The organism is Methylosinus sp. KRF6, assembly GCF_018887255.1.
Lineage (GTDB): Bacteria > Pseudomonadota > Alphaproteobacteria > Rhizobiales > Beijerinckiaceae > Methylosinus > Methylosinus sporium.
The window spans coordinates 14,897-29,496 of record NZ_JAHLJF010000007.1 but is presented as its reverse complement, the minus strand read 5'-3'; the positions used below and the strand labels follow the sequence as shown (position 1 = coordinate 29,496).

General features: G+C 62.2%; 15 protein-coding genes. 7 read left to right on the top strand and 8 right to left on the bottom strand.

Annotated elements, in window-relative coordinates; genetic code table 11:
• Positions 1–540 precede the first annotated feature (540 nt).
• Positions 541–1,146 carry a hypothetical protein gene (locus KP010_RS21200; protein WP_371824249.1) on the top strand — a complete coding sequence of 202 codons (606 nt, stop codon included), beginning with the start codon at positions 541–543 and terminating at the stop codon, positions 1,144–1,146.
• Between the two features lie 236 nt (positions 1,147–1,382).
• Here the strand turns inward: KP010_RS21200 and KP010_RS21195 are convergent, their stop codons facing one another.
• Together KP010_RS21195 and KP010_RS21190 are read right to left on the bottom strand one after the other, a co-directional pair.
• Positions 1,383–1,664: a type II toxin-antitoxin system RelE/ParE family toxin gene (locus KP010_RS21195; RefSeq protein WP_166145709.1), complete on the bottom strand. Its 282-nt coding sequence runs from the start codon at positions 1,662–1,664 to the stop codon at positions 1,383–1,385.
• A 3-nt stretch (positions 1,665–1,667) separates the two neighbouring features.
• On the bottom strand, positions 1,668–2,150 hold the full coding sequence (locus KP010_RS21190; RefSeq protein WP_253203963.1) for a hypothetical protein: 483 nt from the start codon (positions 2,148–2,150) through the stop codon (positions 1,668–1,670).
• Between the two features lie 619 nt (positions 2,151–2,769).
• On the opposite strand from KP010_RS21190, the gene repA reads away from it, so the two are divergent.
• The 3 genes from repA (at position 2,770) to repC (ending at position 6,572) form a co-directional block, all read left to right on the top strand.
• Entirely contained in the window at positions 2,770–3,987 is a 1,218-nt protein-coding gene (gene repA, locus KP010_RS21185) for a plasmid partitioning protein RepA (protein WP_216281646.1), read from the top strand.
• Entirely contained in the window at positions 3,984–5,006 is a 1,023-nt protein-coding gene (repB, locus tag KP010_RS21180) for a plasmid partitioning protein RepB (protein ID WP_216281645.1), read from the top strand. Before repA ends, repB begins: the two co-directional genes overlap by 4 nt.
• A gap of 231 nt (positions 5,007–5,237) precedes the next feature.
• The gene (gene repC / locus KP010_RS21175) at positions 5,238–6,572 is read left to right on the top strand and encodes a plasmid replication protein RepC (protein WP_216281644.1); all 1,335 of its coding nucleotides are present in this window, start codon (positions 5,238–5,240) and stop codon (positions 6,570–6,572) included.
• Between the two features lie 42 nt (positions 6,573–6,614).
• On the opposite strand, the gene KP010_RS21170 is transcribed toward repC, so the two are convergent.
• From KP010_RS21170 to KP010_RS21155, 4 genes are all read right to left on the bottom strand, one after another.
• Positions 6,615–7,529 carry a recombinase family protein gene (locus tag KP010_RS21170; RefSeq protein WP_216281643.1) on the bottom strand — a complete coding sequence of 305 codons (915 nt, stop codon included), beginning with the start codon at positions 7,527–7,529 and terminating at the stop codon, positions 6,615–6,617.
• Positions 7,530–7,532: 3 nt separating this feature from the next.
• A complete protein-coding gene (locus KP010_RS21165; RefSeq protein ID WP_371824248.1) occupies positions 7,533–8,417 on the bottom strand; it encodes a nucleotidyl transferase AbiEii/AbiGii toxin family protein in 885 nt (294 codons plus the stop codon).
• 32 nt (positions 8,418–8,449) lie between these two features.
• Positions 8,450–9,073, bottom strand: coding sequence for a type IV toxin-antitoxin system AbiEi family antitoxin domain-containing protein (locus tag KP010_RS21160; protein ID WP_216281641.1), 624 nt, complete (start codon positions 9,071–9,073; stop codon positions 8,450–8,452).
• A gap of 564 nt (positions 9,074–9,637) precedes the next feature.
• The gene (locus KP010_RS21155) at positions 9,638–9,838 is read right to left on the bottom strand and encodes a hypothetical protein (RefSeq protein WP_216281640.1); all 201 of its coding nucleotides are present in this window, start codon (positions 9,836–9,838) and stop codon (positions 9,638–9,640) included.
• A 160-nt stretch (positions 9,839–9,998) separates the two neighbouring features.
• On the opposite strand from KP010_RS21155, the gene KP010_RS21150 reads away from it, so the two are divergent.
• The 3 genes from KP010_RS21150 to KP010_RS21140 are packed head-to-tail and all read left to right on the top strand — an operon-like array spanning position 9,999 to position 13,250.
• Positions 9,999–10,346 (top strand): helix-turn-helix transcriptional regulator, encoded by a 348-nt coding sequence (locus tag KP010_RS21150; RefSeq protein WP_216281638.1) that lies wholly within the window; start codon positions 9,999–10,001, stop codon positions 10,344–10,346.
• 40 nt (positions 10,347–10,386) lie between these two features.
• The gene (locus KP010_RS21145; protein ID WP_253203962.1) at positions 10,387–12,099 is read left to right on the top strand and encodes an MFS transporter; all 1,713 of its coding nucleotides are present in this window, start codon (positions 10,387–10,389) and stop codon (positions 12,097–12,099) included.
• Complete coding sequence (locus KP010_RS21140) at positions 12,096–13,250, top strand: SRPBCC domain-containing protein (RefSeq protein WP_216281636.1); 1,155 nt, start codon at positions 12,096–12,098, stop codon at positions 13,248–13,250. The genes KP010_RS21145 and KP010_RS21140 overlap by 4 nt, the downstream gene beginning before the upstream one ends.
• A 41-nt stretch (positions 13,251–13,291) precedes the next feature.
• Here KP010_RS21140 and KP010_RS21135 read toward each other — a convergent pair whose 3' ends face one another.
• On the bottom strand, positions 13,292–13,837 hold the full coding sequence (locus KP010_RS21135; RefSeq protein WP_216281634.1) for a recombinase family protein: 546 nt from the start codon (positions 13,835–13,837) through the stop codon (positions 13,292–13,294).
• Positions 13,838–14,003: 166 nt separating this feature from the next.
• Positions 14,004–14,177, bottom strand: a complete 174-nt coding sequence (locus KP010_RS21130; protein ID WP_166146140.1) for a hypothetical protein — start codon at positions 14,175–14,177, stop codon at positions 14,004–14,006.
• Between the last annotated feature and the right edge of the window lie 423 nt (positions 14,178–14,600).

Below are 14,600 nucleotides of genomic sequence, written 5' to 3'. Positions count from 1 at the left end.
GCTTATAGGCGGTTCTCTACAGCCCGGAGAGTGAACGCCTCGGCGACGGGACTAGGCGAAGCCGCTCGTTGAAGCGCGCGAGGGCGTCTGACGCGCTCTCGAAGGGCGCTTACAGGCGCTCGAATGAAACCGAGCCGGGAAAGCCTAAGCCTTTTTTAATTCGGCGGGAATCGAATCGTAAATCAAGTGAAAATGATTATAGGTTGAGTGATAGGCGATGCCTGTTCCTCCTTAGTAGACCGGACCGAAACCCGTCGCCGCAGCCGCTGAAATCAAGCCTCGGAACGGCTCTGGAGGCGAGCTTTCGGGCCGCAAATCGACAAAAAAGCTGTTTTCCCGGGCTTTCTCCTGCTCGCCACTATGAGGCGGAGGCGAACGTCAGCCTTCGGATGTACCGTCAAACGGTCATAAAACCGCGTTCGCCGACCCGCGATGGACGCACATGTTTTCCCACGCTATCGTCAGTCGGCGCGACACCATCCCGCTCAGAGGAACGACGTGGCAAAACGGCCCAATTCGCCCACGGCGACCGACGCCCAAGTGCTGACGTTGCTCGATCGTTACCAGTGTCCCGTGCCATTCCACGAAGTCCGTGCGCGGCTCCTCGGCAACATCGCTAGCCCTTCCTCGAAGTCGCCAATCGAGACCGTGAAGAGCCTGTGGGGTGGTGAACTGCCTCCGTTCGACTCGATCGACGAAGCGAACGAACTCATCGGCGCGCTCGTCATGGGTCTATGGAACCGATTGACGAGGCATCAGGAACGTAGCGATCCGTTCCGGCTGAAGCGAGTGCAGTCACGGGCGATTAGAGAGGAAATCATGTCGCTGGCGACCATGCGACGGCAGGAGCTGGATGGATTCGCGGAGGGGCTGTTCGGGGGCGCCGAGGAATTGGATCTGTCGGAACGGGCAGTTGACGCGATGGCCGTGCTCTCCACGCTCCGGGCGATGTTCGTGGCGATCGAAGAGGTGACGGGAGATCCTACGAAGGCGGCGAATGAGAAGGATTTTGCCGAGACCCTCGATCGAATGCGAGAGATGACGCTCACCGCCGAGAAGTCGATCCATGCCGTGGTTCTTGCCTGCAAGCGCGCCCGGGCTTCGGATTTCTCAGGGGGGCTTGCGAAGAGGTCGACTTTACACTGAGACGGCAGGCCGTGAGCGGCGGCCTTGAAAACGGGAGGCGAAGCGCTGGCGCACGTAAAGGGCGCTTGTTCGTCGGTTGTTTGCGCTCCTGTACATCTGCGCGAGCTTCGCAAGCATGCCGGGCTAACTCAGGCGGAGATGGCTCGTCTCAGGGGATGAGCCTGTCGGGCTATCCGCCGACTCGCCCATTGCTTCATCAGCTCAGGGGCCAACCGTTGATAAACGTTCGAACCATTTCATGACTTCGGCCATTGTTGCGCGCCGTGCAGTACGCGGACCAGCTCGACGTGTGTCTCGGCGACGCGATAGACTACGATAAATGGCGTGCGTGGTACGAGCAGCTCGCGTGTGCCGCTCAGGCGGCCGGGCCGCCCGGAATTCGGAAACTTTCGTAAGCGTTCGACTTGAGACTCGATTTCATCCCACATCGCGAGCGCGGCTCTCGGCTTGTCCTTCGCGATGTGTTCGACGATACGGTCGAGGTCGTCGCCGTAGCTGTCGCGGCGTAACAGGCGCACGCGCTAACCGTTGTGTTCGGCGGCCCGACGCGTAAGCTCGGCGCGTTTTTCGGCCGCTCGTTGCGCCCATGAGTCTTCGTCTAGGAGTCCGATCTTGCCGGCGTCGATCCTGTCGAGAGTGTTCTGCACCTCGGTACGAAACCACATGTCGTGCTCCGCCGCCTCGCGCTGCTTGCGTAACCGTTCGGCCTGGTCGGGGCGTCGGCGTGCGCCGGGGTCTGGTTCATAGGCTTGCGCGTCCACCTCGAAACGCACGACGCCGAGCTCGTCACGCACAAAGGCTGCCGCCGTGGCGAGGTTGCGCCAGAGGCGGGGTTTGCGAGCGCGCTGGGCGGCGATGGCGCGCTCAAGGACGCCGTAGCGTACAAGGACGGCCCATCCGCCCTTCTGGCCGAGGACGGTCGCACCGCGAACGGCATGCGCCTCGACGAGGCTCTGAACGGCTTTGCCGTCGATGATGTCGGGGACGGCGGGTCGATGCGCCACTTTTCGAGCCATGGGTTCTGAGTGCGATGTGGTGGATTATTCAATAATCACGCGCGTTTGTCCAGTCGGCCCATTATGACCTGGGTGAAATGCGCAAGGTGGCATCATGCCGAACTGCCGCGCGTCGATAGTTGGGCGGACGCACGCGGCTGAGCTGAACCGTAAACACCCGTGAGACTACGGTTGAAGCGCACGATCTTTCACAGGGCTGGGCGCGTCTCGCGGGCGGTGACGGCGATGGATTTCGAAGGAGTGCCGTCGTCGACCTCGGTATGAATAAGGGCGTCAGGATCCTCGCCCCGCGTCATCGCGTGATGGACGATATTTTCGGCCGCCCGACTTCTGTACCGGCCCCTCCCTCCCCTCCCCTTTCCAGATCGGGAATCATCGAGGTCGTCGCGTATTAAGGTGCGGGCTGTGGGCGTTCTGCGTCTCCTTGGATAGATAGGGTTCGTTCGGGACTAAGTCCCGGGCAAAGCTCCTTGTTCTCATCGGCGGGGCGTCGATTAGCATTCCGTTAACTCAAAATTGCTGGACGTGTTTGGAGAATCGTGGCTATGTCTGACGCTCTAGGGGCGTCAAAGCGCCCTCTGACCGTCACGAGAATGCTGGAACGTTGATGACAGCTTTGACCTCGGCCAGCGTAGCCGGCGAAGACGCAGTCGACAAGATTGTGCATCACGCCGAGATTTTATCTACACATCTTCAAGATGTGCGCGAACGCATGTACCCACCCAGCGCAGAAAAAGGCCTCCGGTACTTCATGACGAATGAGGTATCCAAACTCACATCGATCCCTGAATCCACTTTGCGAACGATGTCGATTGAGGGAAAGGGCCCCGCGCCCGCTCGTCTCGATAACAACCATCGTGCCTATACTCTCGCTCAGATCAATGAGCTGCGGCAGCTATTCGCGCAGCAAAAGCCTGCGGACGCTTTGCGGTTTCTTCCCCGCCGCCGTATCGGCGATCACCTTCAAATTTTGGCTATCGCGAATTTTAAAGGAGGGAGTGCAAAGACCACAACCAGCGTGCACCTCGCTCATTACCTGGCGCTCCAAGGCTACAGGGTCCTTGCAATTGATCTCGATCCGCAGGCCTCTTTATCTGCAATGTTCGGTGCCCAGCCCGAAGTGGATGTTGGCGAAAACGAAACCGTCTATGCAGCGCTACGTTACGATGAGCGACGTCGACCCCTACGCGAAATCGCTCGAAAGACCTACTTTTCCGGTATTGATCTGGTTCCTGGCAACATCGAGGTCATGGAATATGAGCATGACACGCCTCGGGTGCTAGCCGAGAAAACTGGCAACTTTGGCACAGTATTTTTTGAGCGTCTTCGCTCAGCGATCGCGGAAGTCGAAGACGATTACGACGTCGTGATCCTGGATACGCCGCCATCGCTAGGCTTTTTAACTCTGGGAGCGATTTATGCAGCGACGGGGATGATCGTAACGGTCCATCCCGCGATGTTGGACGTCGCGTCCATGAGCCAGTTCCTTCTCATGATGGGGGATCTTGCGATCGTTATTCGCGACGCAGGCGCGACCCTTCGCCAGGATTTTTTCCGTTACTTGATCACGCGTCATAATCCAAATGATCTACCGCAAACAGAAGTTGTGACGATGCTTCGGCATCTCTTTGGCAGCGACGTGCTTGTTCCGACAGCGATTGAAAGCACAGCGGTCGAGGCTGCGGGACTAGCGAAGCGCAGCCTCTATGAACTGGAGCCAGGGCAGATAAGACGAGATACATTTCACCGAGCGCGCGAATCGATCGACGCGGTGAATGAGCGGATCCTTGGGCTGATCACGGAGAGCTGGGGACGAGCGGCATGACCAAGCGCGAACCACGAAAATCTATCATCGCAAATTTCGGCTCCCTCTTAAGCGATCAGCCAGGATCATCTGCAGGCAGCACCGCGGAGTCCAGCGTCGGAGGCAGGACCGTAGCGCGAGTGGGTGCGGGTGTTATAGGCGCGACCCAAAGAACACTCACCGACATTAGGGAGGAACGGGATCGGCTACGCGCTCAACTTGAGAGTGGCAGCGGACTGGAGGTCGATCCTGATCTAATCGAACCTTCGCCATTTCCAGACCGGCTCCCAGATGACTCTGAGGAGGACTTTGAAGCGTTCAAAAGACAAATCGAGGATGAGGGTCAGAAGATCCCGATTCAAGTCCGGCGCCACCCCGGTTCCCCCGGGCGCTATCAGGTAGTCTATGGGCATAGGCGGTGGCGGGCAGCCAAAGAACTCGGCCGTCCCCTCAAATGCATGATCGTGGACTATTCGGACAGCGAACTTGTTGTCGCGCAGGGAATCGAGAATGCGGCGCGACAGGATTTGACGTGGATTGAACGAGCTCTTTTCGCTTGGCGCATGGATGCCGCTGGGATCAAGGCTAGGGATATTCGAGCTGCCCTGGGTATTGACGACCCTGAGCTTGCGCGGTTCCGCTCTGTTTGTCGGGCTATCCCGGAAGGTATTCTTGAGGCGATCGGCCGAGCTCCAAAAGTAGGACGACCTAGGTGGGTCGAGCTTGCGTCAGCTTTGACAGCGGATCCGACCGGCTTGGCCAAAATCGAAAAAACCTTGGCAGCTGACAAGGTCTTGGGGACTCGTTCTGACGACCGATTCCGAATCGTGCTTGGAGCATTGAAGGCATCGTCAGCCGAACAAGGGCGGGATGTTCAATTACTCGCAAAGTCTGGGAGGGCCATCGGCAAGGCGACGTTCAAAGGTGGAGACATCAGATTTAGCCTCGCTCGCGAACATTCTGAGGCGTTCTCAGAATTTCTGAGAGGAGAAATTCCACACATCGTGGAACGATTTCTCGCGAGAGAAGAGGAGGCCTGAAAGCGGCCCCATGCTTGAGAAATGCCCGATGGAGTCGGGCCAATTTGACGCAATTTAGAGGAAGCAACCTAGACGCAAAAGAAAAAGGCCCCCGAAACCAAGTCCCGGAAGCCCTTCTCGTTCTGTAGCAAGCCGAGATTCTCACTTCCGCGAATCACTGTCAAGCGTCTCGTGAGAGACTGACGTCGTTTCGGCGAGCGGATTTCTTTTGCCTGAGCGAGGCAAAGGATCATGCAGATACGTCCAACGACGCCCTTCGGGCGGCGACCGCTGTCGCTTGCCATGGTGGCGAGCCAGACCGCGACCGAATATTTCTCCGCAAGGCCGGGGGCATCCGAAACCGTCGTCCACAAATGGCGTCTGTTTCGTGCGCTCACCGAAGCCAAAGAGCCGCTCGGCGTCACCGACCGGGCGCTATCCGTATTGCACGCGCTGCTGAGCTTCCATCAGGAGACCGCGCTAAGTTTGCCGGAGATCGATTCGATGTCCGCCGAGGCAGGCTCGGCTAGCGCCGGAATCGTCGTGTTTCCCTCGAACAAGGAGCTCTCGATCCGCGCTCATGGCATGGCGCCGGCGACGCTGCGGCGACATCTCGCCTGCCTGGTCGACGCTGGGTTGATCATCCGCCGCGATTCTCCGAACGGCAAACGTTTCGCCCGCAAAGGGCAGGGGGGAGCCATTGAGGACGCTTTCGGCTTCGACCTCGCGCCGCTCGTCGCGCGCTCGAGCGAAATCGAGAACCTCGCCGAGGAGGTGCGGGCCGAGAACCGAGCGATCGCGTTGCTGCGCGAAAAGATCACCCTCACCCGGCGCGACATCGTCAAAATGATCGAGACAGGATTGGAGGAGGGCGTTTCGGGCGACTGGGACGACGCGCATCAGCGCTATGCGACGCTCTCGGGGCGCTACGGGCGGGGGCTTTCTCACGCCGATCTGAACGCTTTGGCCGGCGAACTCGCCCTGCTGGCGACTGAAACCCACAAGCTGCTGGAAACGCACATAAAAGCTCAAAATATGAGCGGCAATGAGTCTCAATCTGAGCGTCACATACAGAATCAAACCACAAATTTTTCTGAACTTGAACCTAGCCTTCAAGAAGGCAGGACCGATCCCCCCCGGCCAAACCTCGAACAGAGCAGGGGGCCGATCGTTCGAGCGCCGGAAGTATCCTCGGAACGCTCTCAAACTGTCGATTCCAAGCCAGCGCTTCGCGCCTATCCGCTCGGCATGGTGCTGGAGGCCTGTCCGGACATCGTCGATTACGGCAGAGGCGGCGAAATTTCCTCATGGCGAGACTTGGCTGCAGCGGCGGCGACGGTGCGCTCGGCGCTCGGCGTTTCGCCAGACGCCTGGTCGCAGGCCCTGGATGTCTTGGGCGACCATGACGCCTCCATCGTCATCGCCGCGATCCTGCAACGCGGCGATGAGATCAAGAGCGCCGGCGGCTATCTCCGCGTCCTGACCGAAAAGGCGAGGGCAGGGGAGTTCTCGCTCGGGCCGGTGCTGATGGCCTTGCTGCGCGGCAAGGCCGCGAAGTCGGCGCGAGATCGCAAGAAAACGGGGTGAGGCGGAGATGGGTTTTTGGACGCGCCTCGGCCCTTCGCTCGCTCACAGCGTTTCGGCGTCGAGCAATCGGAGCTTTTCGGCGCGATCGAGCAGGCTTTTGACGGAGGAGGGCGCCCAGCGGGCTCCTCCGCGCGGCGTGCGCTCATACATGGCCTCGAGCTGCGCGCCGATTTGCGCGAGCGTCAGATCGGGATTGGCCCGTTTGATCCCGGCGACAAGCGTGACCAGGCGCTCGCTGCTGACTTTTCGGCTGGCGGCTTGATGGAGGAGGCGGGGCTCGATCAAGCCCTCGGCGACGAAACATTTAACCGCGCGCTTCAGGCGCTCGACGGTCCATTGGGGCAGGGGAGCGCCGCTGGCGGTATCGCGCTTGGCGTTGAGCACGCGCACGACATCCTGCCAGCGGTGATCCGGGCGCATTTGCCGGACGACCGGCAACCAATGTTCGGCCGTTCGATTGACGCGCTCGAAATAATTCGCCGCCTTGGCGTCGACGATGCGCTGGATGGCGTCGCGGTCGCCGGCGCGCAGTTTTGGGTTGCCGCCGATGCGGCCGCGCTTCTTGGCGGCGCGCAGGCCGTCCTTGGTGCGCTCGCGGATCAGGGCGCGCTCCAACTCGGCCACGGCGCCGAGAACCTGCAGGGCGAACCGGCCCTGCGGGGTCGTGGTGTCGATGGGATCGGCGAGCGATTTGAAATGCGCGCCCTTGGCGTCGAGCTCGGCGATCAGGGCGAGGAGATGCGACAGCGAGCGGGCCAAACGATCGAGCCGCGCGACGACCAGCACGTCGCCGCGGCGCACCCGCGAAAGGGCCTTGGCGAGTTCCGGCCGCGAGGCTTTCGCCCCCGACATATGCTCGCGAAAAATCTCGACGCAGCCGGCCGCCTTCAGCACATCGGTCTGTGCGTCCGTGACCTGCTCCTCGGTCGAGACACGGGCGTAGCCGATCAGGGGCACCGATCAATCTCTCCAAGGGCCGCCGACCGGCCATTTTCCTGGACTGGTCCGTTCGTCAGCGGCGGACTGAAGGACCGGCACAAGAAATGAGGCGATCGACGGGATAATTTGGTTCAGCGGCTCCGGCGCCATCGCGATCTCGGTGCGCCGAAGAAAGGCCTGCCACTGCGTTTGCTTGACCGGATCCGCTACGAACGCCTCTGAAAGTCCGAATGGAATGTCAGTCGGCGGCGTCGTTCCGCGGCGCTCGAACGTCGCGCGTATGGCTTTGGTCAGCACCTGCCCATCGAATGCGAAGGTCCGACTGATCGCCCAGAGATCGAAGAAATCCTTCATCCTGCTGTTGGCCACGCCGAGCGATACCAGTGCCTCGAGCTTTTCCGCGACGACGGTCTCAGGCGGGTAGGCCATGAGCTTCGGCGCTGGCATTCCGATCAGCGACGGATACTCGATCTCCTGTGGGGCAGGGGTGATAGCGTCGCCGAATCCGATGTCCACCTGGATAGGCAGCCGAGCATTGGCGATCGAGGCGTCGAACAAGATCCGAACGCCCGCATATTCGTCCTGCGGTCGCGTCGGCTCGGCGCGCAAAGTGTCGGGTCGGAAGGCGACGCCGTCTTCGACGACTTCGACCTGAAGAATTGCTCGAAAGACGGAGATCAATTGTTCGAGCTCGGGGTTGCCTGTCCCGAGAAGATCGAGATCGCCGGTAGCGCGATAAGGCGTCGGCGCCCACAGGCTGAAGAGCATAGCGCCCTTCAGGATGAACCGTTCTCGATGCTGCGAAGCGCTCAGTCGATACAGGAGCCTTTCGATCGCGTAGCGGGTCAGGATCAGCTGAACATTCTCGCCGGCGGCCCGCGCACGCTGGGTCAGCCGGTCTCGCACCGAGGCCGGGAGATTTTTGAGCGGCTCTCGGGTCACGAAAGCGCCTCCAGATAGGGTCGCATGACATTCTGGACGCGATCAATGGCGGCATAACGCCAGATTTCGTCGCGCGTGGCCCGCTTTTTCGTCATGCAGTCCCGCAGCGCCTCGATAGCCACGTCGAGGCCGATTTTGCCGCGATATTTGAAACAGTCGGCCACTGTTTTGGCCGGCGATGTAATGGGGACGACCACCCGATCGACGAGCTGCTGCTCGACTCCGGCTTTCAGCGCCTCACCACTGGCGCGAAGAATCTTCAGCGTGACCGGCGGTCTCCTCGGCGCCCATGCCTTTGATGGCAGGAGCATCCAGACCTGGGACGGAAGCTGGGTCGTCAGCTCATGATACTGGAGCGCGGACAGCAGTCCGATAACCCCGGAGGGAACGGTTTTGGCGGCCTCGGCGAGACTGTGGTGTGCGCTGATTTGGCCGCCCGCGAGTGCGTAGAGCCCCCGTCCGGGTTGCGTGAGCAGTCCCTTGTCTCGGAGGCGTTGAAGGTAGATGCGTGGGATTCCCGCGGCTTCGAAATCCCGCGAACGAGCGATCCCGCGGTCGCGAGCGACGGCGAGGGCGAGTTCCTTCAGGTTTTTGGCCTGGATCGTGGGCGTTTGTTGCATTTGTCGGGTTTATAGCATGAAGCACCTATATATTGCAACATCTGTTCCAGAACTATAGCACATTATAAATCGGTCGTTTGAAATCGCATCCGAAGGCCGAAGTTCGCCGCCCACACACGGAGGCGAGCAGGAGAAAGGCCCGAAAAACGGCCCTTTTCGTCGATTTGCGGGCCGAAAACCCACCTTTGGAACCGTCCCGAGGCTAGCTTTCGGCGGCCGCGGCGCTGCATTTCGATCCGGCAGGCGAAAGAGAAAAAAGCATCTTCTATCACTCAAGCTAAATTCGATATAACTTGATAATAGTCTTGATTCATACGGAATTAAAAATGGATTAGGCTTCCCACCTCTGTTTCATCCCAGCGCCTGCAAGGGCCCTTCGCTAGCCTGCGGGGCGCGTGTCGCGACTACACGGCATTCTCCTCACGGCGACCGCTGCCGGCGCGGGCGCCCTCGAGGACGAAGACGCGGCGGTGGATGAGCTCGAGACCGTGGAGCGATCCTCATCGGGGAGTTCGACGAAATCGACGAACTACTGGCGCGAACGTCGCGTTTGGCAGAGTACAGTCACGCTGCCAGTAACACGTCCTCGGCCTTCCGCTGCACCAGCGCCCAGATGTGGCCGAAGGGATCGAAGATCGAGGCTACGCGACGGTGGTCGTGGCAGTCTGGATTTCGTCGCGGACCAGACTCGACGATCCGGTCGAGAAACGCTTCGACCTGCCTTCGATGCTGGCGATTTCGCGCGCATTGGCGATTACGTTCCATTCGGCGTCGTCCATGAAGGCGGCGAGCCAGGGAGCATCGGCCGGAGCTGATCGGCGACCTTGCGCCAACGCGTCTTGGCGGCGCCTTCGTTAGAGGCGTGGCCCTTTATGTCCGCGCTCCATCTTGACAACCGACGTCGCGGGCGATGATATTAAATGAAATGATTAAATGTTCTGAGGCGACGCTCGACACGGTCTTTCACGCTCTGGCCGACCCGCATCGCAGGGCGATTCTGCGTATGCTGACCGAACACGAGCGCAGCATTGGAGAAATCGTTCCCGCATTTCCGATCTCCTTCGTCGCTGTCTCCAACCACATGAAGGTGCTGGAACGAGCGGGTCTCGTCATCCGACGCAAGCAGGGCCGTCATCAGATGTGCAGCCTCGACCGCCGTGGTCTCGACGCCGCCCGGAACTGGCTCGATGCGCATGAACGCTTCTGGAGCGAGCGGCTCGACGCCCTGGACGCCGTGGTCGCTCAGATGAAGGCGGAGGACACGGGCCGTTAGAGTCCGGCGCCTACCGGTAGAAACAAGATGGAGGAAGCGCTTGACCCAGAATGTCCTCTCGAGCGAACTGGCTACAACGTCCGTGCCCACGCCCGCCGCCGACCAGGCGGCCGATCCCGGCAGCCTGCACCGGGTGGTGGTGGCCTCCTCTCTCGGAGCCATCTTCGAAGCTTATGACCTCGTGCTCTACGGGCCGATGGCCGCGATCGTCGCCGCCGAGTTCTTCTCCGGGCTCGATCCCGCCTATGCCTATATCTTCACCTTGCTCTCCGCCGCCGTGACCTATGTCGCCCGCCCATTCGGCGGGCTGGTGTTCGGCCCCCTCGGCGACCGCGCCGGGCGCAAATTCACCTTTCTACTCACCATACTGATCATGGGCCTGTCGACCGTGCTCATCGGCTTGCTGCCGAGCTACGCGGCCATAGGGGTCGCCTCGCCGCTGCTGTTCATGGCGTTGCGCATTCTGCAGGGCCTCGCCTATGGCGGCGAGTTCGGCGGCGCAGTCACCTATATCGCCGAATATGCCCCCGCCCACCGGCGCGGCTTCGCCACCAGCGCGATCGCCGTCACCGCGGCGAGCGGCCTGGCTCTGGCGATCCTGGTCGTGCTCGCCTGCGAGCTGGCGCTCGGAAAGACGGCGTTCGAGGCCTGGGGCTGGCGCATTCCATTCCTGCTCTCCGCCGTGCTCATGCTGGTCTCGGTCTATATCCGGCTGCGCCTGCAGGAATCTCCGGTGTTCCTGGCTATGAAACGGTCGGGTGGCGGCTCGCGGACGCCGCTACGCGAGGCGTTCGGTCGCTGGGACCATCTGCGCGTGGCGCTGCTCGTCCTGTTCGGCGCCGCCGCCGGCCAGTCGGTCGCGATCGCGACCGGCTCCTATCCGATCTATCTCCTGGCGTTGAACCTGAAGATCGATCCCTTCCTGCTGCACTACACCATCCTCGGCTACAGCGTGGTCTTCATCGCCGCCATGATCCTGGCGGGCTGGCTGTCGGATCGGATCGGCCGCAAGCCCGTCGTGCTCGCCGGCTTCATCGGCACGGCGCTCGCCGCCTATCCGGTGTTCCTCGGCGTCACCCACTATGCGCACCCGCGCCTTGCGGCGGCGATGACCACGCATCCGGTGACGGTGGCGGCCGACCCGGCGACGTGCAGCCCCCAGTTCGATCCGTTCGGCCTCGCCGAGTTCCGCAACCCCTGCGACATCGCCCGGCGCGCCGTCGCCAAGCTCGGCGTGCCCTACGCCAATCGCGCAGCGTCGCCGGGCCGCGTCGCTGAGGTGGAGATCGGCGCCGCGGTGGTTCCCGCCTTCGAGGGCGTCGGGCTCGACCGGGCGGCCTTCACGCAGCAGGCCAAGGCCTTCGACGTCGCCCTCGCCGCTGCGTTGGCCGATGCGGGATATCCTGCCCGCGCCGCGCCGGAGTTGACCAATGTGTCGATGCTGATCACGCTCATGGCCGCCCTCAGCGTCTTCGTCGCAATGGCGTCCGCCCCGCTTTCGGCCTGGATGGCGGAGATGTTCCCGACCCGCATCCGCACCACGGCCTTCGCGATGTCCTACAATATCGGCGGCTGGTTCGGCGGCTTCCTGCCGGCGATCTCCTTCGCCGCCTTCACGGCCACGGGCGATCTCTATGCGGGCCTGTGGTACGCAGCCGGCGTTCTGCTGGTCGCGCTCGTGGTCGGAGGACTGTTCCTGCCCGAGACGCGCGGCCGCGCCCTGGACCGCGTGACGTTGGAGCGCGTGCCATGACCAGCGCCGCGGGTCGTTCGGTCTCGCTCGTCCTGGTCCGCCGCATCAACGCGCCGGCGAGACAGATATTCACCGCCTGGACGGACCCGAAATGGCTGGTCCGCTGGCTGATTCCGGGAGCCGGGGCGCTGCGGGAGGCGGTCATCGACCCGCGTCCGGGCGGCGCCTACCGGCTGGAGGGCCTCGATCCAGATGGAACGCGCTATCAGCTCTGCGGCCGTTACATCGACGTCGCGCCGGAGCGGCGGATCTCCTCGAGCTGGGAATATGAGGGGGCCGCAGCCGGCCTTTGCGGGCCGCCGACGCGGGTCGACGTCGATCTGCGCCCTCTGGGCGCCGATGCTTGCGAGCTGACGCTCACTCACGGCGAGCTCCAGGGGGAGGAAGCGGCTGCGACGCACCGCATATTGTGGACGATCTGCCTCGACCGTCTCGTCTGGTCGCTCGTTCCGCCGCCGGACGAGCCCGACTTTCGCCCGTCGCTCGGGGCGATCGCCGAGCTCTATGGCGAGTCGCACCGCTTGCTGCAGGACGCCTTCGACAGCCGGCCGCTGGCCAACACCTTGCGCAAGATGATGGTGACGAGCACGCTGACGACCGAGCACAGGGCCTTCATCGCCGGGCGGGACATGGTGTTCCTCGCCACCGTCGATCATCGCGGCTTTCCGACCTGTTCCTACAAGGGCGGGGCGCCGGGCTTCGTGCGGGTGCTCGACGACCAGACCCTCGCATTGCCGAGCTACGATGGCAACGGCATGTATCTCTCCGCGGGCAATGTCGCCGCCAATGCGAAGGTCGGACTGCTGTTCATCGATTTCGAGCAGCCGCACCGGCTGCGCATCCACGGCGCCGCGCGCCTCGTGCGCGACGAGGCGGAGCTTGCAGCCTTTCCCGGCGCGGAGCTTTTGCTGGTGGTGAAGGTCTATGAGGCCTTCGTGAACTGCTCGCGCTATGTGCATCGCTATCAGCGCGCGGAAACATCCCCCTTCGTGCCGGGCGAGCCGCGCGGGGACGAGATGGCGCCCTGGAAGAATCTGGACGTCCTCCGTGACGCCCTCCCGGGCCGGGATCGAGTTCGGCGCGAGGAGGCGGGATCGAGATCCATGACGCGCGAGGAGTATCTGGCGCGCCTGAAACGCGGGGAGACCTGAGAGTCCGCTTCGTCCCAATGGCCTTCAAGACCACGGAACGGCTAAAGCCTCGAAATCGTGCTGCGCGAGACATTGAACCGCCGCGCGAGATCGGCTTGCGTCGCGCTGCCTTCCGCGAGCGCCGCAAGCGCTTCCTCACGCTGATGGCGAGTGAGGGCAGGGGGGCGGCCCATGTGAACGCCCCGCGCCTTCGCGCGGCTGCGGCCCTCGCCGGTGCGCGCGCGGATCAACTCGCGCTCGAATTCAGCAAGCCCTCCGAGAACGGTCAACATCAATCTGCCGTGTGGGGTCGTGGTGTCGGCCCATGCGTCGGCGAGCGAGCGGAATCCCGCTCCGGCCTTCGCCACGGTGTCGAGCGTGTTGAGTAGGTCGCGCGTCGATCGCGCCAGCCGGTCGAGGCGCGTCACAAGCAACACGTCGCCGTTGCCGAGCGAGGCGACGGCGCGGCGCAACTGGGCGCGGTCGCTCTTCGCGCCGCTGGCCGTCTCCTTGAAAATCTTTTCCGCACCAGCGGCGCGGAGCTGCCGCACCTGAGCATCAACGCTCTGTCCGTCCGTCGAGACGCGGGCATATCCGAAAATCGTCATGCGGACAGGGTAGGGAAGCGCTCAACTTTTGCACCTCGGAAGCCCTTGAAAAGCAAGGGCACGGCGCGTGTTACAAAAATCTTAATTTTTGCAACGGTAGGGACGCGCAACATCGACCTCGCTCAAGCCTGATTCAGGGGTCGCCGGTTAAGGCGAGAGACGAGGCTTAGGGCTGGCGGTCGTCGTCACGGCGGTAGTACGTCACCTCGAATTCCCGGACTTTCAGCGACCAGAATTTTTCATGGTAGCCTGGCCGCTTCGCGGGCCAGAGTCGTCGCAGGAACGAGAGGCCGTATTTAACCGCAACGGCATGAAGCCAGCCCGCCATGTTGTCGAACATGCGGGGTCGGCGTCTCGTGGGTGGATGCCAACAAAAAACCCGCCAGAGGCGGGTTGGGGAAGCCGGGCGCTAATCGCCCCGCTATCGAAAATATAGCCGAAAGCTCCCGTTTTTGTGCAGCCCCTTTCAAATTTTTTTTTCGCCGCGCTCAAACCGGAACACGGCGAGTCATCGACCTGATGACCCTAGCCGGTCGCTATCCAAATATTTGTTGCACGTCAAGGAATCCGGGCACTCAAGCATGACGGGCTTGGCGTGCCGCTCGGATTGCAATCGCGTTACAGCGCCCGTCGTATCTTCTCGTGATCGCAATTGACGTCCTCCGGGCCCGGCGAAACTGGGCACGACGAATCAATTCCGAAGGTCGCGAAGATGGACACGCATTCGATAAGCGAAGCGGCACCGCGCCCCCGCCCGGCGCTT

Bases quoted from the DNA above. Each gene is read 5' to 3' on its own strand.
- KP010_RS21130 (WP_166146140.1), bottom strand. From the start codon at position 14,177: ATGTTCGACAACATGGCGGGCTGGCTTCATGCCGTTGCGGTTAAATAC.
- KP010_RS21140 (WP_216281636.1), top strand. From the start codon at position 12,096: ATGACCAGCGCCGCGGGTCGTTCGGTCTCGCTCGTCCTGGTCCGCCGC.
- repC (WP_216281644.1), top strand. From the start codon at position 5,238: ATGCAGATACGTCCAACGACGCCCTTCGGGCGGCGACCGCTGTCGCTT.
- KP010_RS21150 (WP_216281638.1), top strand. From the start codon at position 9,999: ATGATTAAATGTTCTGAGGCGACGCTCGACACGGTCTTTCACGCTCTG.
- KP010_RS21160 (WP_216281641.1), bottom strand. From the start codon at position 9,073: ATGCAACAAACGCCCACGATCCAGGCCAAAAACCTGAAGGAACTCGCC.
- KP010_RS21135 (WP_216281634.1), bottom strand. From the start codon at position 13,837: ATGACGATTTTCGGATATGCCCGCGTCTCGACGGACGGACAGAGCGTT.
- repB (WP_216281645.1), top strand. From the start codon at position 3,984: ATGACCAAGCGCGAACCACGAAAATCTATCATCGCAAATTTCGGCTCC.
- KP010_RS21155 (WP_216281640.1), bottom strand. From the start codon at position 9,838: ATGGAACGTAATCGCCAATGCGCGCGAAATCGCCAGCATCGAAGGCAG.
- repA (WP_216281646.1), top strand. From the start codon at position 2,770: ATGACAGCTTTGACCTCGGCCAGCGTAGCCGGCGAAGACGCAGTCGAC.